This window comes from uncultured Streptomyces sp., from assembly GCF_947488945.1.
GTDB lineage: Bacteria > Actinomycetota > Actinomycetes > Streptomycetales > Streptomycetaceae > Streptomyces.
In genome coordinates, this window is the sequence record NZ_CANLBS010000019.1 from 111504 (window position 1) to 128140 (window position 16637).

General features: G+C 71.9%; 17 protein-coding genes. 7 read left to right on the top strand and 10 right to left on the bottom strand.

Annotation, left to right across the window (positions count from 1 at the left end; translation table 11 throughout):
• The first annotated feature begins 139 nt into the window (after positions 1 to 139).
• Positions 140 to 883, top strand: coding sequence for a 3-keto-5-aminohexanoate cleavage protein (locus Q0994_RS26115; protein WP_299538946.1), 744 nt, complete (start codon positions 140 to 142; stop codon positions 881 to 883).
• A 127-nt stretch (positions 884 to 1010) separates the two neighbouring features.
• Here the strand turns inward: Q0994_RS26115 and Q0994_RS26120 are convergent, their stop codons facing one another.
• From Q0994_RS26120 to Q0994_RS26150, 7 genes are all read right to left on the bottom strand, one after another.
• Complete coding sequence (locus tag Q0994_RS26120) at positions 1011 to 2363, bottom strand: nucleobase:cation symporter-2 family protein (protein WP_299539075.1); 1353 nt, start codon at positions 2361 to 2363, stop codon at positions 1011 to 1013.
• Positions 2364 to 2992: 629 nt separating this feature from the next.
• On the bottom strand, positions 2993 to 4384 hold the full coding sequence (locus tag Q0994_RS26125) for an 8-oxoguanine deaminase (RefSeq protein WP_299538949.1): 1392 nt from the start codon (positions 4382 to 4384) through the stop codon (positions 2993 to 2995).
• Positions 4385 to 4527: 143 nt separating this feature from the next.
• Positions 4528 to 5463, bottom strand: coding sequence for a factor-independent urate hydroxylase (gene pucL, locus Q0994_RS26130; protein ID WP_299538951.1), 936 nt, complete (start codon positions 5461 to 5463; stop codon positions 4528 to 4530).
• A 7-nt stretch (positions 5464 to 5470) separates the two neighbouring features.
• Positions 5471 to 5869, bottom strand: coding sequence for a hydroxyisourate hydrolase (gene uraH / locus Q0994_RS26135; RefSeq protein WP_299539077.1), 399 nt, complete (start codon positions 5867 to 5869; stop codon positions 5471 to 5473).
• Between the two features lie 5 nt (positions 5870 to 5874).
• On the bottom strand, positions 5875 to 6384 hold the full coding sequence (uraD, locus tag Q0994_RS26140; RefSeq protein ID WP_299538953.1) for a 2-oxo-4-hydroxy-4-carboxy-5-ureidoimidazoline decarboxylase: 510 nt from the start codon (positions 6382 to 6384) through the stop codon (positions 5875 to 5877).
• A gap of 218 nt (positions 6385 to 6602) precedes the next feature.
• On the bottom strand, positions 6603 to 6962 hold the full coding sequence (locus tag Q0994_RS26145; protein ID WP_299538955.1) for a helix-turn-helix domain-containing protein: 360 nt from the start codon (positions 6960 to 6962) through the stop codon (positions 6603 to 6605).
• On the bottom strand, positions 6959 to 7210 hold the full coding sequence (locus Q0994_RS26150) for a hypothetical protein (protein ID WP_299538957.1): 252 nt from the start codon (positions 7208 to 7210) through the stop codon (positions 6959 to 6961). The genes Q0994_RS26145 and Q0994_RS26150 overlap by 4 nt, the downstream gene beginning before the upstream one ends.
• Before the next feature lie 239 nt (positions 7211 to 7449).
• Between Q0994_RS26150 and Q0994_RS26155 the strand changes: the two genes are divergently transcribed.
• From Q0994_RS26155 to Q0994_RS26165, 3 genes are all read left to right on the top strand, one after another.
• Complete coding sequence (locus Q0994_RS26155) at positions 7450 to 8301, top strand: TIM barrel protein (protein ID WP_299538959.1); 852 nt, start codon at positions 7450 to 7452, stop codon at positions 8299 to 8301.
• Between the two features lie 72 nt (positions 8302 to 8373).
• Positions 8374 to 9267, top strand: a complete 894-nt coding sequence (locus Q0994_RS26160) for a 2-hydroxy-3-oxopropionate reductase (protein ID WP_299538961.1) — start codon at positions 8374 to 8376, stop codon at positions 9265 to 9267.
• A 208-nt stretch (positions 9268 to 9475) separates the two neighbouring features.
• Entirely contained in the window at positions 9476 to 10933 is a 1458-nt protein-coding gene (locus Q0994_RS26165; RefSeq protein ID WP_299538964.1) for a catalase, read from the top strand.
• A gap of 78 nt (positions 10934 to 11011) precedes the next feature.
• On the opposite strand, the gene Q0994_RS26170 is transcribed toward Q0994_RS26165, so the two are convergent.
• Together Q0994_RS26170 and gcl are read right to left on the bottom strand one after the other, a co-directional pair.
• Positions 11012 to 11326 carry a hypothetical protein gene (locus Q0994_RS26170; protein ID WP_299538966.1) on the bottom strand — a complete coding sequence of 105 codons (315 nt, stop codon included), beginning with the start codon at positions 11324 to 11326 and terminating at the stop codon, positions 11012 to 11014.
• 219 nt (positions 11327 to 11545) lie between these two features.
• The gene (gene gcl / locus Q0994_RS26175; RefSeq protein ID WP_299538968.1) at positions 11546 to 13324 is read right to left on the bottom strand and encodes a glyoxylate carboligase; all 1779 of its coding nucleotides are present in this window, start codon (positions 13322 to 13324) and stop codon (positions 11546 to 11548) included.
• 394 nt (positions 13325 to 13718) lie between these two features.
• Between gcl and Q0994_RS26180 the strand changes: the two genes are divergently transcribed.
• The 3 genes from Q0994_RS26180 (at position 13719) to Q0994_RS26190 (ending at position 15834) form a co-directional block, all read left to right on the top strand.
• On the top strand, positions 13719 to 14555 hold the full coding sequence (locus tag Q0994_RS26180; RefSeq protein WP_299538970.1) for a hypothetical protein: 837 nt from the start codon (positions 13719 to 13721) through the stop codon (positions 14553 to 14555).
• Positions 14556 to 14796: 241 nt separating this feature from the next.
• Positions 14797 to 15387 carry a GNAT family N-acetyltransferase gene (locus tag Q0994_RS26185; protein WP_299538972.1) on the top strand — a complete coding sequence of 197 codons (591 nt, stop codon included), beginning with the start codon at positions 14797 to 14799 and terminating at the stop codon, positions 15385 to 15387.
• Between the two features lie 186 nt (positions 15388 to 15573).
• On the top strand, positions 15574 to 15834 hold the full coding sequence (locus Q0994_RS26190) for a hypothetical protein (protein ID WP_299538975.1): 261 nt from the start codon (positions 15574 to 15576) through the stop codon (positions 15832 to 15834).
• 93 nt (positions 15835 to 15927) lie between these two features.
• Here the strand turns inward: Q0994_RS26190 and Q0994_RS26195 are convergent, their stop codons facing one another.
• Positions 15928 to 16533 carry a helix-turn-helix domain-containing protein gene (locus Q0994_RS26195; RefSeq protein WP_299538977.1) on the bottom strand — a complete coding sequence of 202 codons (606 nt, stop codon included), beginning with the start codon at positions 16531 to 16533 and terminating at the stop codon, positions 15928 to 15930.
• Positions 16534 to 16637: the final 104 nt, after the last annotated feature.

Genomic DNA, 16637 nt, shown 5'->3' on the forward strand with positions numbered 1-16637 from the left:
GGCAGGGTGACCGTGTCCCGGCAGGCCGGCCCGTCCGCCCGTGGGTCCCCGTCGGCCCGTCGGTCCACGCCGCCCGGCGCGCATGGTCGGCGAAAGCGCGTCCTCGACGAGAAGACGGGCGAAGAGGAGGCGGGAACCGATGTCCCCCGAGCACCCACCCGTGCAGGCCTGCCTCAACGGCAGCCGCGGTACGGCGGACCATCCGGCCGTGCCGCTCACTCCGCGGGAGCTGGCCGCCGCCGCCCGCTCGGCGGCGGCGAACGGGGCCGGCAGCGTGCACCTGCACCCCCGGGACGGGGAGGGCCGCGAGAGCCTGGACGTCCGGTGGGTGGAGCCTGCGGTCCGCGCGGTGCGCCGGACCTGTCCCGGCCTTCCGGTCGGGGTGTCGACCGGTCTGTGGATGTGCGGCGGCGACGCAGCCCTCCGCGGACGGACGGTGGCGCGGTGGGCCGGCGCTCGGGACCTGCCCGACTTCGCCTCCGTCAACCTGAGCGAGGACGGATTCGAGGACCTGACCGGCGTCCTTGCGGAGATGGACGTCGGGGTGGAGGCCGGGGTCTGGTCGGAGCGCGACGCGCGGGCCCTGCTGGACGGCCCCCGCGCGGACAGCTGCACGCGCGTGCTCGTGGAGCTGATCGACCTGCCGCCCGCGGAGGCGCTGGTCCGGGCGGACCGGATCCTGGGCCTGTTGCGGCGGGCAGGCTCCACTCCCCCGGTTCTGCTGCACGGCGAGGGTGCGGCCACCTGGCCCGTGCTCGACCGGGCCCTCGCCCTCGGCCTGGAGACCCGCGTCGGACTGGAGGACACCCTCACCGGCCCGGACGGCGAACCGGTGGCGGACAACGGGGCCTTGGTCCGGCTCGCCCTGGCCCGTACCGCCTGAGCCCTGGACCGGCAGCCGTACCGCCCTCGCGGGGTGCTCAGTGGTTCGCGGCGGCGGCGTTGTCACACGCCCGCCGCCCGGCCCCGGTGGACCGGGACCGGCGACGAGTGGGCTCGGGCGTCGGCCGTCAGTGCGCCGCGGCCGGGGCGGGGTGCGGCTCGGCGAGTTCCTGCGGCGGCGGGTCGTCCGAGCCCTCGACACCCTGCGCGGTCCGGCCGATGTGGTTGAAGGCGAGGTTGAGGACGATCGCGACCACGCACCCGGTGGAGATGCCGGAGTCGAGGACGACGAGCAGGTCGTCCGGGAAGGCGTGGTAGAAGTCGGGGGCGGCGATCGGTATGAGGCCGACGCCGACGGCGGCGGCCACGATGAGGGCGTTCTCGCCCTTCTCCAGCGCGGCGGTGGCGAGGGTCTGGATGCCGCTGGCGGCGACCGAGCCGAAGAGCACGATGCCCGCCCCGCCGAGCACCGGCAGCGGTACCAGGGCGATCACGGACGCGGCGACGGGCACCAGGCCGAGGACGAGCAGGATGACACCGCCCGCCGCGACGACGAACCGGCTGCGTACCTTGGTCATCGCCACCAGCCCGATGTTCTGGGCGAAGGCGCTGCACATGAAACCGTTGAACAGCGGGCTGATCGCGCTGCCGAGGGTGTCGGCGCGCAGGCCGCCCTCGATGGTCCGGGCGTCGGCGGGACGGCCGACTATCTTGCCGAGGGCCAGCATGTCGGCGGTGGACTCGGTCATGCAGACCAGCATCACGATGCACATCGACACGATCGCGGCGACCTCGAACTGCGGTGCGCCGAAGTGGAACGGGGTGGGGAAGCCGACGAGGTCGGCGTCGCCGAGGGCGCCGAAATCGGTGATGCCGGCGGGTATCGAGATCAGCGTGCCGATGACCAGCCCCAGCAGGATGGCGATCTGCTGGAGGAAGCCCCGCAGCACCTTGCGCAGCGTCAGCACGATCAGCAGGGTGGCCGCCGCGATGCCGATGTTGGTGGTGGAACCGTAGTCGTCGGCCGTGGCGTTGCCGCCCTGGGACCAGTTGAAGGCGACGGGGAGCAGCGAGACGCCGATCAGGGTGATGACGGTGCCGGTGACCACCGGTGGGAAGAAGCGGACCAGCTTGCCGAAGTAGGGCGCGAGGACGAATCCGAGCAGTCCCGCGACGATGATCGCGCCGAAGATGACCGCGATCCCGTCGTGGCCGCGGTCCTTGCCGATGGCGACCATCGGGGTGACGCCCGCGAAGGAGACGCCGTTGACGAACGGCAGGCGGGCGCCGATGCGCCAGAAGCCGAGGGTCTGGAGGAGGGTGGCGATGCCTGCCGTGAAGAGGCTCGCGCCCATCAGGAAGGCGGTCTCCTTGACGCTCAGACCGACGGCGGGTCCCACGATCATGGGCGGGGCGACCACGCCGGCGTACATGGCGGCGACGTGCTGGAGACCGCTGGTGAACAGCTTGAAGGGGGGCAGCTTCTCGTCGCACGGATGGTCCGGTTGCGGTCCCTCCGGTTCCGTTCCAGCGACATCGGGGGTGGAAAACCTGTGTTCGGCGGCCACGGCGGGTCCTCCGGTCGGTTACGCGTCATCGGCGACGAGCGGGTGTCAGGGAGGTGGTGCGGTTCTGCGAGGGTGATGCGGTGCTCAACGGTGGAGCGGCTTGCGGGCCCGGACAGGCTGCGGGTGCGGCTTGCGGGGGGGGCGGAGTGGTCGGCTGTCGAGGGTCAACTCCGTTGTTAAGCACGGCTGTTGACGGAGACCGGGCGTCGGCGGGCGGCAGCGGCGGCCGGGCGGATTCCGGTGCTCCGGCCGGGTGGGTCCGGGGCCCCGGATGTCGTGTTCCGGTCACGGCCCGTGGTGCGACGACGGCCCGACGGAAGGAGTGGCGGTCGTACGGCGGAGACGTACGGCGGCGGGCGGGCGCGCCGGTCACCGGCACCCGCACGGTGCGGGTGCCGACGGTGGCCGGCGTTCGCGTGTGCGGGCGTGGGGTGGGGGCGGGGGTGAGGCGGGGGCGGGGGTGGGGCGGGGAACGTGTACCGGAGGCCGGCCGAGGGCCGTCCCCCTCGGCCGGCCGGTACGGGGGCGGGGCCGCCGGGCGGTCAGGCTCCGGCGGCGATCCGCGCGAGGCGTCTGGCCTCGTCACGCGTGGCGACGGCGATGGCGTCCTCGTCCACGGTGGTCAGGTGGGTGTCCTCGACGACCGGCTTGCCGTCCACGAGGGACAGGGTGACGGGGGCGGCGGCGCCGAATATCAGGGCGGTGACCGGGTCGGCGATGGAGGCGTGGGCGAGGGTGTCCATCCTCCAGAGCACCAGGTCGGCGAGCTTCCCGGGCTCCAGCGATCCGATCTGGCTCGCGCGGCCCAGGACCTGGGCCCCGCCGTAGGTACCGAGGCGCAGGGCCTGACGTGCCGTCAGTGCCTGGTGGCGGTGGGATCCGAGGCGGTTGATGAGGAGGGCGTTGCGGAGTTCGGTGTGCAGTTCGCCGGACTCGTTGGACGCGGTGCCGTCGACGCCGAGTCCGACCGGCACCCCGGCCGCCAGCATGTCGGGTACGCGGGCGATGCCCGCGGCGAGGCGGGCGTTGGAGGACGGGCAGTGCGCGACCCCGGTGCCGGTCCGGGCGAAGGCGGCGATGTCGGAGTCGTTCATGTGGACGCAGTGCGCCATCCACACGTCCTCGCCGAGCCAGCCGGTGGAGGCGAAGTAGTCGGTGGGGCCCATCCCGAACAGCTCCTTGCAGAACTGCTCCTCCTCGACGGTCTCCGAACCGTGGGTGTGCAGACGCACCCCCTTCGCTCTCGCCAACTCAGCTCCCTGCGTGAGGAGTTCGGTGGAGACGGAGAAGGGCGAGCAGGGGGCGACCGCGATCTGGGTCATCGCGTCGAAGGAGGGGTCGTGGTGGGTGTCCACGGTCTCGGCGGTGGCGGCGAGCGCTCCGTCGAGGGTCTCCACGGCGAAGTCGGGCGGCAGGCCGCCGTCCTTCTCGCTGCGGTCCATGGAGCCGCGGGCGAGGGTGAAGCGCACGCCCATGTCGCGGGCGGCGCCGATGATGGCGCCGGAGAGGTCGCCGGAGCCGCGCGGGTAGACGTAGTGGTGGTCCATCGCCGTGGTGACGCCGCCGCGCGCCATCATGGCGAGCGAGCCCTGTGCGGCGGCGCGGACCATGGGCTCGTCGATGCGGGCCCAGGTGGGATAGAGCGCGACGAGCCAGTCGAAGAGGTTGTGGTCGGTGGCGAGACCCCGGGTGATCCACTGGTAGTAGTGGTGGTGGGTGTTGACGAGACCGGGGGTGACGAGGTGGCCGGTGCCGTCGATCCGCCGGACCACGCCGGTCAGGTTCTCCGGCGCCTTGCCCGCGCCGACGGACTCGATGCGATTGCCGGCGACGACGACGTGGCCGTCGGCGTACTCGGTGTCCTGGGCGTCGACGGTCGCGATCGCGCAGTTCTCGATCACGATGCGCCGGATGTCTGCTGCCGCAGCTGCCATGGTGCTTCCTTCTCTCTGTCGCGGGGCGGGCACGGCAGGACCCGGTAAGACATTGAGTGCCACAGCGTCATGGCCGGCTGTGGGTGCCGAGTGGTGGAGAGGTCCGAGGGCCGGGCCGGCCGGGTGGGCCGGCCCGGGGCGGATCAGAGGTTGGTGAGGTCGACCGGGATACGCGGCTGGACGCCGTCCCGCAGCACGGTGGCCTCGATCAGACCGTAGGGGCGGTCCGCCGCGAAGTAGACGGCCTCGCCCTCGGCGGGGTCGTTCTTCAGGCCGAACGGTTCGAGGTCCACCAGGAAGTGGTGGTTGTTGGGCAGCGAGAACCGGATCTCGTCGATCTCGCTGCGGCTCTCGATGATCCGCGAGCCCATCTGGTACAGGGTCTGCTGGAGGGAGAGCGAGTACGTCTCGGCGAACGCGTGCAGCATGTGCGTGCGGGCCTGCTCGTAGGACTTCTCCCAGTGCGGCACGGGCTGTTCGTCGCTGGTCCAGTTGTACCGCCAGCGGGCGGAGACGTCGGTGGCCAGGATGCGGTCGTACGCCTCCTTCAGCGTCGTGTACTTGTCCTTGACGTAGCCCCAGAACTCGGAGTTGGTCGAGTTCATGACCGTGAGGTCCTTGAGGCCGGAGATGACCTCCCACGACTCGCCGTCGTAGGTGATCTGGGTGGTGCGGGTCTCCTGTCCCTTGCGCACGAAGGAGTGCTGGACGTCGTCCGCGCCGATGAACTTCGCGTTGGCGTCGGAGGCGGCGATGCGCTCCCAGGCGTACTCCTCGATCCGGATCCGGGCGGTCTTGATCGGTTCCTGGGAGGTCACGAAGTGCCGGGCGAGGTGGATGCCGAACTGCTCGGCCGACTCGATGCCGTGTTCCTTGGCGAACGCGAACACCGTGTTCTTGGTGGTGTCGGTCGGCAGGACGTTGGCGTTCGATCCGGAGTAGTGCACCTCGTCCATGTCGCCGGAGAGGGCGACGGAGACGTTGAGGTCCTTGATGTGGTGGGTGTCGCCGTCCCGCGTGATCTTGACGACGCGGTTCTCTGCTTTGCCGTACTGGTTCTGGCCGAGAATCGTGGGCATGTCGGTGCTAGCTCCCTCGGTAAACGGAGTAGCCGAACGGGTTGAGCAGCAGCGGTACGTGATAGTGCTCGCCCGGCCGGACGGCGAACGTGATCGCCACCTCCGGGAAGAACACACCGCTGTCCCTGAAGCGGGGGGCATCCTGCCGCGCGCCGGCTTGCTGGCTGGAACGGGTGGAGAAGTAGGCCTCGGTGTCGAAGTCGAGGCGTACGTGGGTGGTGCCTTCCGGCAGGGCCGGCAGATCCTTGCAGCGGCCGTCCGCGTCGGTGGCCGAGCCGCCGAGCTCCGTCCACGGCGCGTCCGCGCCGCCGCGGGCGGCGAGGGTGACGGGGACGGAGGCCGCGGGGCGTCCGATGCTGGTGTCCAGGATGTGGGTGGACACCGAGGCGGTGGTGTCGGTACTCAGGACCGTCACGCTCCTTCGGTCACGAGGCGGGTCAGCCGGATACGGTTGATCTTGCCCAGTTCGGTGCGCACGATCGCGCGCTCCCGTTCGGGCGTGTTCCCGGTCCGGGCGATCAGCGCGTCGCGCATCTGCTCGCCCGTGGCGCCGGTCGCGCAGATCAGGAAGACGTGGCCGAACCGTTCCTGGTAGGCCAGGTTCAGTTCGAGCATCTCGGCCTTGAGGTCCTCGGAGGCTCCGGCCATGCCGCGCTGTTCGCGCGAGGAGACCGGGTCGCCCTCCTTGGGGCGTCCGATCGGCGGGTGGCCGGCCATCGCTTCGGCCAGGTCGTCCGCGGTGAGCGCCGCCGTGGCGGTGTCGCTCGCCTCGAGGAGGGCGTCGGCGGTGGGGTACGGGCGGCCTTCCCGCAGGGCGGCCCCCCAGGCCGCGCTGGCACAGACCTCGTGCAACGCGGTGGCGGCGTCTTCGTCCGCGAGGGTGTTGAACCGGGCGAGGCCCGGTGTGGAGCTCGAAGTCACGGGAGCCTCCGTGGCTGATCTTCGCTGGTGCGTCGTTCGGGCTGCCGATAGCTAACGCCCTCCGCAACACCACGTCAACACTTTGTTGAAATCTCGGGTACGGGAAAAGCCGCCGCCGGAGTCTCCGGCGACGGCTCCGCGAACTGTCGTCCAACTGCGCCGCCGCGGGGGCGCTTTCCTCGCGCCGGGGGCACGGGGCACACCGGTCGGGAGGGGGATCAGGCCCGGTTCAGGTAGTTGTAGACGGTGAAGCGGCTGACCCCGAGGGCCGCCGCCACGGTCTCCACCCCGTGGCGCACGGTGAAGGCGCCGCGCGCCTCCAGCGTGCGGACGACGGACTGCTTGGTGCGGCGGTCCAGCTCGGCGAGCGGCATCCCGTGGGTCCGCTCCATCGCGGCCAGGATGTGGTCGAGCGACGCGGAGAGGCGGGGCAGCCGCACGGCTATGACGTCCTCCCCCTCCCAGGCGAGCACCACGTCCTCGGGGAGCGCGTCGCCGACCCGGAGGAGCTCCGCCCCCATGGCGTCCACGAGCGGTTTGACGGCCTCGGCCAGCGGGTGGTCGGGCGCAGCGGTCACCGGTCACCCTCCCCCAGGACATTGACCTGGAGCGACACCCGGGTGGCGCCGGCGGCGAGCGACCGGCGCAGCAGGGCGTCCACCGCGCTCAGCACGGCCTCGGCGCCGCCGTCCGCGGTGTTGCCGAAGGGACCGACGTCGACCGCGTCGAGGTCGGCGCCCTGGATGACCTCGCGGGCCACCACGGCGTGGGCGGGCGCCTCGTCGAGATCGAAGGGCTCGGTGGTGAATTCCACCCTCAAACGCACGGTGCCTCCCTGGTCTCCTCGCCGGGGGTGCGGCCCCGGCGGTCCGGCACGACTGTAACGCGGCGCCCCGCCCGGTCCGGCGGCCGAACGGGCCGCCACCGGCCGGGCCGCACCCCTCCCGAACGGGGGCCGCGGGACGCACGGTCGGAGTCCGCCTCTTGACAGCCTCCCCGCATCCCGTGCAGTCTTCCATTAGGCAGAAACAAACTTCCGCTATACGGAAGGAGCGCCGAACCCTCATGGGCTACCCGGACCAGCGCTTCGATGTGAACCTCTCGATCCTCTTCACCGAACTCCCCCTGCTGGAACGGCCCGCGGCCGCGGCCGCAGCCGGTTTCACCGCGGTGGAGCTGTGGTGGCCGTGGATCTCCACACCCACCCCTCCGGCGGCCGAACTCGACGCGCTGCGGCGCGCGTTGGACGACGCCGGCACCCGGCTGGTGGGGCTCAACTTCTACGCCGGCGAACTGCCGGGCCCCGACCGGGGCGCCCTGTCGGTACCGGGAGACGAGTCGAAACGCTTCCGCGCCAACATCGACGTGGCCACCGAGTTCGCCGACGCCACCGGATGCCGGGCGCTCAACGCGCTGTACGGCAACCGGGTCGCCGGGGTGGACCCGGCCGTCCAGGACGAACTCGCCCTGGAGAACCTCGTCCTGGCCGCCCGCGCGGCGGCCTCGATCGGCGCGGACCTGCTGATCGAGACCCTCAACGCGCCGGAGTCACCGCGCTACCCGCTGGTGAGCGCACCGGCCGGGGTCGAGGTGGCCGACCGCGTCAACGAGGCGACCGGACTCACCAACGCCCTTTTCCTGATGGACCTTTACCACCTGTCGATGAACGGCGAGGACCTGAGCCAGGCGATCAAGAGCTACACCGCCAGGACGGGTCACGTGCAGATCGCCGACAATCCCGGGCGCGGCGCGCCCGGCACCGGCTCGCTGCCGCTGGAACGGCTGCTCGACGAGCTGACCGCGGCGGGCTACACCGGCCATGTGGGCCTGGAGTACAAGCCGGGCGACCGCCCGAGCGCCGAGGCGTTCGGCTGGCTGCCGGCCGACGCGCGGGACGCGTCCCGCCCGCGCGCCTGACCACGCCCGTACCCGCAGCCGTACCGCGGTCGCCGCACCGCGTCCCGTACACCGTCCGAGGAAGGCATCCCCATGAGCAACAACCTCCCCAAGGTCGCCTGGATCGGGCTCGGCATCATGGGGTCGCCCATGTCCGAGAACCTGGTCAAGGCCGGATACGACGTCACCGGTTACACCCTGGAACGCGACAAGGTCGACCGGCTGGTCGCCGCGGGAGGGTCCGGGGCCGGGTCGATCGCGGAAGCGGTCGCCGACGCCGACGTCATCGTCACGATGGTCCCGGCGTCCCCGCAGGTCGAGGCCGTGGCGTACGGCCCCGACGGCATCCTGGCGCACGCCAGGCGGGGCGCGCTGCTGATCGACATGTCCTCGATCACCCCGCAGACCTCGGTCGACCTGGCCGAGAAGGGCCGCGAGCAGGGCGTCCGGGTGCTGGACGCCCCCGTGTCGGGCGGCGAGGCCGGGGCCGTGGAAGCGGTCCTGTCCATCATGGTCGGCGGCGACCGGGACGACTTCGACGAGGCGCGCCCGCTGTTCGACGCGCTCGGCAAGACCATCGTGCTCTGCGGGCCGCACGGCTCGGGCCAGACGGTGAAGGCCGCGAACCAGCTCATCGTCGCGGTGAACATCCAGGCGTGCGCGGAGGCGGTCGTCTTCCTGGAGAAGTCGGGCGTCGACCTCTCGGCCGCGCTCGACGTGCTGGGCGGCGGACTGGCCGGCTCCACGGTGCTGGCCCGCAAGCGGGACAACTTCCTGGACCGCGACTTCGCGCCCGGCTTCCGCATCGACCTGCACCACAAGGACATGGGCATCGTCACGGACGCCGCCCGCAACGTCGGCGCCGCGCTGCCGGTCGGCGCGGTGGTCGCCCAGCTCATCGCCTCGCTGCGCGCCCAGGGCGACGGCGGCCTCGACCACTCCGCCCTGCTCCGCGCCGTCGAGCGCCTCTCCGGCGCGCAGGTCTGATCCCGGCCCTCCTCGCCGAGGGCCCCACCGACCCCGGTCCGCGGCGGCGCCGACACCTGTCCTGTCGCGCCCAGGCGCCCCCGCGGACCGGATCCAACCGCACCACCGCCCCACTCTTCGAATTCAACAAACTGTTGACGTTTCGTTCCCGGCGAACCTACGCTCGCCGGGCCGTCAGCAGCTCCAGTGAGGAAGGTCATTCCGACATATGGCTACGCGTGTGCTCACGACCGAGTCAGGCGCCCCGGTCGCCGACAACCAGAACTCCGCCACCGCCGGCGTCGGCGGGCCGGTCCTCCTCCAGGACCAGCACCTGCTGGAGAAGCTCGCCCGTTTCAACCGTGAGCGCATCCCGGAGCGCGTGGTGCACGCCCGCGGCTCGGGGGCGTACGGCTACTTCGAGGTGACGGACGACGTCAGCGGGCTGACCCGCGCCCACTTCCTGTCCGAAGTCGGCCGCCGCACCGAGACGTTCATCCGCTTCTCGACCGTCGCCGACTCGCTCGGCGGCGCGGACGCCGTCCGCGACCCGCGCGGCTTCGCCCTCAAGTTCTATACCGAAGAGGGCAATTACGACCTGGTCGGCAACAACACCCCGGTCTTCTTCATCAAGGACCCGGTGAAGTTCCCCGACTTCATCCACTCGCAGAAGCGCGACCCGTTCACCGGGCGCCAGGAACCGGACAACGTCTGGGACTTCTGGGCGCACTCCCCCGAGGCGACCCACCAGATCACCTGGCTGATGGGCGACCGGGGCATCCCCGCCTCGTACCGCCACATGAACGGCTTCGGCTCGCACACCTACCAGTGGACCAACGCCGAGGGCGAGGCCTTCTGGGTGAAGTACCACTTCGAGACCAACCAGGGTGTGCGCTCGCTCTCCAACGAGCAGGCCGCCGAGACCGTGGGCAAGGACGCCGCCTCGCACCAGACCGACCTGCTTCAGGCGATCGAGCGTGGCGTGTACCCGTCGTGGACGCTGTACGTGCAGGTGATGCCGGTGGCCGAGGCCGCCGACTACCGCTTCAACCCGTTCGACCTGACCAAGGTGTGGCCGCACGCCGACTACCCGCTGCGGCGGGTCGGCCGGCTGGTGCTGAACCGGAACCCGGACAACGTCTTCGCCGAGGTCGAGCAGGCCGCCTTCTCACCGAACAACTTCGTGCCGGGCATCGGTCCGTCGCCGGACAAGATGCTCCAGGGCCGTCTGTTCGCCTACGCCGACGCGCACCGCTACCGCCTCGGCGTCAACCACACCCACCTGCCGGTCAACGCGCCGAAGAACGCCACCGTGGACAACTACGGCCGCGACGGCCTGATGGCCACCCGCAACGGCGGTCGCCGCGACAAGAACTACGAGCCCAACTCGTACGCGGGCCCCGCCGAGACGGGCCGTCCGCTGTCGGCGCCGGTCGCCGTGCAGGGCTGGACCGGGACGCACGAGGCGCCGGCCCACACGAAGGACGACGACTTCTTCCAGGCGGGCGAGCTGTACCGGCTGATGTCGCCGGCCGAGAAGGACCGCCTGATCGCCACCATCGCGGGCGGCCTCTCCCAGGTCACCCGCGACGACGTGGTCCAGAAGAACGTCGCGCATTTCCACGCCGCGGACCCCGAGTACGGCCGCCGCGTCGAGGAGGCCGTCCGCGCACTCCGCGAGGGCTGAGCCCACGCCGCACCACGACCCGCACACGCCGGTGCCGCCGATCCGTCTCCCAGGATCGGCGGCACCGGCGTGTGCGGGTCAGCCGGGGTAGCCGATGCGCACCGACTCGAAGGCGGTGAACGTGCCGTCGTCGGGCAGTACGAGCGCGACGGGCCGCCCCTGGCAGTCCGTGTCCGCGTAGAGGACGACGGGGGTGTCCGTGCCGTTGGCGATGAAGTGCCGGGGAGCGGCGGGCCCGCCGACGTTCAGGCAGCCGTCCGCGGGGTCCTGGTGGGTGGTCGCGTCGATCGTGAGCGGCCCGGTCGCGGCGAAGGCCGCGGCGGGAGCGGTGAGGGCGAGCGCGAAGGCCGCGGTGGTCGCGGCCAGTGCTGTGGTGACACGTCGAAGAGTCATGATCCGACCCAACCGGACCCCGGCGCCGGGACGGGGAAGGCCCGGCCCGGAAGTCACCCCCCTGCCGGAACCGCCACCCGCCGTACGGAAAGCGTCCGTGCGCACGGCGGGGGCGCCGAACCTTCCTGCTCCCCGTCGGACGCGGCGAGAAACGCACGTGCGGTCCGGCCCTCTCTTCGTGAGGGGGCCGGACCGCGACGGGTGCGGGGTGGCGGCGGATCAGACCAGCGGGCGGATCGCGGTGGGGGCGTGGCCCGGTTCGGTGGCGAGGTCCTCGAACTCGTTGACGGAGGCGATGTCGCTGCCGCTCATCGAGATGTTGGTGACCCGCTCCAGGATCGCCTCCACGACCACCGGGACCCGGTGCTCCGCCGCCAGCTTCTTCGCCTGCTCGAAGGCGGGCAGCAGCTCCGCAGGGTCGGTGACGCGGATCGCCTTGCAGCCGAGGCCCTCCACGACCTTGACGTGATCGACGCCGTAGACGCCCAGCTCGGGGGCGTTGATGTTCTCGAACTCCAGGTTGACCTGGAAGTCGATGTCGAAGTTGCGCTGCGCCTGCCGGATCAGCCCCAGGTAGGCGTTGTTGACCAGCACGTGGACGTACGGGATGTGGTGCTGTGCGCCGACGGCCAGTTCCTCCAGCATGAACTGGAAGTCGTAGTCGCCGGAGAGCGCCACGACCGAGCCCTCCGGGTCGGCGGAGGCCACCCCGAGGGCGGCCGGGATGGTCCAGCCGAGCGGACCGGCCTGGCCGCAGTTGATCCAGTGGCGCGGCCGGTGGACGTGCAGCATCTGGGCGCCCGCGATCTGCGAGAGGCCGATGGTGGTGACGTAGCGGGTCTCGGGCCCGAACGCGCGGTTCATCTCCTCGTAGACGCGCTGGGGCTTGATCGGCACGTTGTCGAAGTGGGTACGGCGCTGGAGCGTCGCCCGACGGTGCTGGGCGGAAGCGGCCCACGCGGAGCGGTCCTTGAGCCGGCCCGCCTCCTTCCGCTCCCGCGCCACCTCGATCAGCAGCTCCAGCGCGGCGCCCGCATCGGAGACGATGCCCAGCTCGGGGGCGAAGATCCGGCCGAGCTGGGTGGGTTCGATGTCGATGTGGACGAAGGTGCGCCCCTGCCGGTACACGTCCAGCTTCCCGGTGTGCCGGTTGGCCCAGCGGTTGCCGATGCCGAGGACGAAATCGGACTCCAGGAACGTGGCGTTGCCGTAGCGGTGCGAGGTCTGGAGGCCGACCATGCCCGCGTTCAGTTCGTGCTCGTCACCGATGGCGCCCCAGCCCATGAGGGTCGGGATCACCGGAACTCCGGTCACCTCGGCGAACTCGACCAGCAGCGCGGACGCGTCCGCGTTGATGACGCCGCCGCCCGCCACGATCAGGGGGCGCTCCGAGGCGTCGAGCAGATCCAGTGCGCGCTCGATCTGCCGCCGCGAGGCGGCCGGGCGCTGCACCGGGATCGGTTCGTACAGATCCGGGTCGAACTCGATCTCGGTGAGTTGCACGTCGATCGGGAGATCGATGAGGACCGGTCCCGGGCGCCCGCCGCGCATCAGGTGGAAGGCCTGCTGGAAGACGCCCGGCACCTGGGCGGCCTCCAGGACGGTCGTCGCGGCCTTGGTCACCGGGCGGGCGATGGAGGCGATGTCGACGGCCTGGAAGTCCTCCTTGTGCAGGACGGACGTCGGGGCCTGGCCGGTGATGCAGAGGATCGGGATCGAGTCGGCGATGGCGGAGTAGAGGCCGGTGATCATGTCGGTGCCGGCGGGGCCGGAGGTGCCGATGCACACACCGATGTTGCCGGGCCGGGCCCGCGTGTACCCCTCGGCCATGTGCGAGGCGCCCTCGACGTGCCGGGCGAGGGTGTGGTGCACCCCGCCGGCCGCCTTGAGTGCGGCGTAGAAGGGGTTGATGGCCGCTCCCGGCACACCGAACGCGTGGCTGACGCCTTCACGCTTGAGGATCTCTACTGCCGCGCGGGCAGCGGTCATACGAGGCATGAGTGCTCCTGCTCGGACGTGGTGGATTCGGGCTCTGTCGCGCCACCCGAGAGCACCAATTCCGCATTGTGGAATATTTCTTCTGTTATGTGGAATCAGCGTAGGGTTCGACGGAGGGGGCGTCAAGGGAGGGGCGCCGGTCGCCCGCAGGACGGAGCCGTCGGGACCACCGGCGGTGGAAATCGGCCAACTGCCCACGCCCGGCACGGCCGGGGAGGACCATGGGGGTGCGGACGATGCCCGGTCCGGCCGGCGCGGCGGCGGGAGGGCGGGCTCGACGGGAGGAGGCGGCGCGATGGATTCCGTTCAGGTGCGATGTCCGGTCTGCCGGAGGGAGCACGCGTGCGCGCTGCCGGCCTACCCGTGCCCGTGCGGAGCGCCGAACTCCCCGCCGGTGCTGCCCGACACGCCCGTCACCGCTACCCGGCACCGGTCCTGGGCGGACGGCTGGGTGGTCGCCCGCTGCACGTCCTGCGGACGGCGCGACCACTGGCCGCAGCCCGAAGTCGGCTGCCCCTGCGGCATGTTGCTCCGCATCCCGGTCCGGCCGGAGGCGGGGACGCCAGACACGGGGGACACGACGACGACCACGGACGGTACGGAGCGCGGTCTCCCCACGGACGCGGACGCGCTCGGCGGGGACCAGCTGGGCGCGGGCCTCTTCACGGAGGGGCGGCCCGCGGCGGAGGGGAACGCGGGCGGGGACCGGGACGGGGACGGGGACGCGGGGTCGGTTGGCCCGCAGCCCGGCGGGCCGACCGCCGGGACGTTCGGGGCCGTACGTCCCGAGGGGCCGCCCGCCGGTCCGGGACCCGCGCACATCCCGTTGCCGCGCACCGCCACACGTCCGCGCCCCGCGTTCCGGCCGGTGGCCATCCGGAAGGCCGAGGACGCCGTCACCGCCGCGGGCGCGTATCTGACCTGGCTCGGCTTCCGCGGCATCGGACCCCCGCACCAGGAACTCGCGTCCGACATCGCGTTGCGCGCGGACGGTCTCGTGGCGCAGGTGGACGTGTCGTCCCGGCCGACCCCCCTGCGGGACGTGGAATGCCTCTGGCTGCACGCTCTGAGCGCCTCCGCCCACTCCGCCTGCTTCTCGCTCGCGGGCTACACCGACGACGCCGCCGCGCGCGCCGAGCAGCTGGGGGTCGCCCTGTTCGCCCTGGACCTGTCGGGCGCACCGCAGCCGGCCAACGGCGCCGCCGACGAGATGTACAGCACCGGGGCGTGATCCGGCGGGCCGCACCGGCCGCCCGCGCCCGGTGCGGTCACGGGCGCGGGTCACGGTCGCGGTTCGCGGCACGATAGCGGTCGTGCGCGACCGTCACGCCGTACCGCCGCCACCGTCACGTCGTACCGCCGCCGTTACGCCGTACCGCGCCACCGTTACGGTCGTGCGCCGCCGGCGTCCGCGCCCTCGGGCCCACCCGGCCCGATTCCGCGTTCGGGGTGCGCTGGCCATACTGGGATGCATGCGTATCCGCTTGGCCAGACGCTCCGAGCTCTCCCGTATCCAGGACATCGAGCGCGCCGCCGGAGAGCCGTTCCGCGCCCTCGGCATGGACACCGTCGCGGACGACGACCCGCCCCCCGTCGAACTGCTGGAGTGGTACCGCGCGGCGGGTCGCTGCTGGGTGGCCACCGGCCCCGCCGGCCGCGCCGACGACCGGCCCGTCGCCTACCTGACGGCGGACCTGGTGGACGGCGCGGCCCACATCGAACAGGTCTCGGTCGACCCGGCATACGCGCGTCTGGGCATCGGCCGCGCGCTCATCGACCACCTCGGCGCGCGGGCCGAGCGTCACGGCCTCCCTGCGCTGACCCTGACGACCTTCTCCGGGGTCCCGTGGAACGAGCCCTACTACGCCCGCCTCGGCTTCGTGACCGTCCCGGACCGTGAACTCGGGGACGGGCTGCGGAACATCAGAGCCGAAGAGGCCGAACACGGTCTGGACCGCTGGCCCCGCGTCTGCATGCGCCGCTCCCCCGCGCTCCTCGTCCCCCCGGCGCTCGCCCCGCTCGCCGCCGACGGGCACGCGGACGACCGCGCGGCGCTGCGCTGAGCGCCGGGCTGCCGGAAGTGCGGCCCGTGGGAGATCCGGCCCCGGAAATCAGGCCTTGAGATCCGGCCCGCTACCGCCAACAGAGTGTGACTCCATGAGCACGTTACGTACTTTTACCCGACCATGGGAGTCGGGCTCCGGAGAATCTCCGCGGCCGTTGTCAGTGGCGAACGCTAATCTGTGCGCATGGCTTTGACACCCCGTCACTCCCTCCCGAAGAGCCCTTCCCGCACCGCGGCACCGGACGTCTCCACGACCGTCCGGCCCGCCGCCGAGACCTCCGCATCGGTCGGCAAGTCCGCCTCGGAGACCAACGACGCCATCCGTGCCCTGGTCGACGCGACCGCGGGCCAGGACTGGTCGTCGGACGCGTACGAGATCCTGCTCGTCGAGTGGGCGGCGGCGATACGCACGGGCGGCCCCGGCGACATCGTCGAGGCCGCCTGAGGCGGGGCGGCGCGCCGGGCGGACGATCCGTCCCGGCAGGCCGGAATGCCGAGGCCCCGGACGCCGGGTCTTCCGGACGCCGGGGCTCCGGCGTCAGTCGTCGGGGTAGCAGACCATCGTCTGGGTGACCGCAGGGCGGTCCTGGGTGGTGTAGTAGTGGCTGCTGAGCCCGGAGAAGCGCGCGGTGTCGCCCGCTTCCAGCAGGTGCGGCACCTCGTCCACCACCAGCGTCACGCTGCCCGACACCACGGTGACGTACTCGACGGAGCCGGCCCCGTGCGAGCTGACCTGACTCTGGTCGTGCGGGTGCAGCCGTGACCGGTAGATCTCGATCCGTCCCTCGCCCCGCCCGGCGAACAGCAGGTTGACGGAGGTCTCGTCGTCCGGCTCGTGCAGGTCCGCCGCGCGCACGATCTCGGGGCGCAGCATCGGCTGGCGGAGTAGATCGGTGGCCGTGGTCTCCAGCACGTCGGCGATCCTGACCAGCACGTCCACCGTGGGGTTGGCCTCGGCGCGCTCGATCTGGGACAGCAGCCCCTTGCTGACCCCGCAGGCCGCCGACAGCTCGCGCAGGCTCCATCCCCTCGCCAGCCGACGGCGGTTGAGGTTGGCGGCGAGCGCGGAACGAACCGTCCCCGGGCCGGCCGACGGGGTCTGCTCGCGGGCGGGCGCGGGCAGGGCGGCGGTGAGTGGCTCCACCCTTCCTCCTCGCTGTGTGTCGGGCACGGTGTATCGGACACGATGTGTCGGGACGCCGTGTGTCGGGACGCCGGGTCCCCGGATCGCGCAGGTCAGCGGCTCAC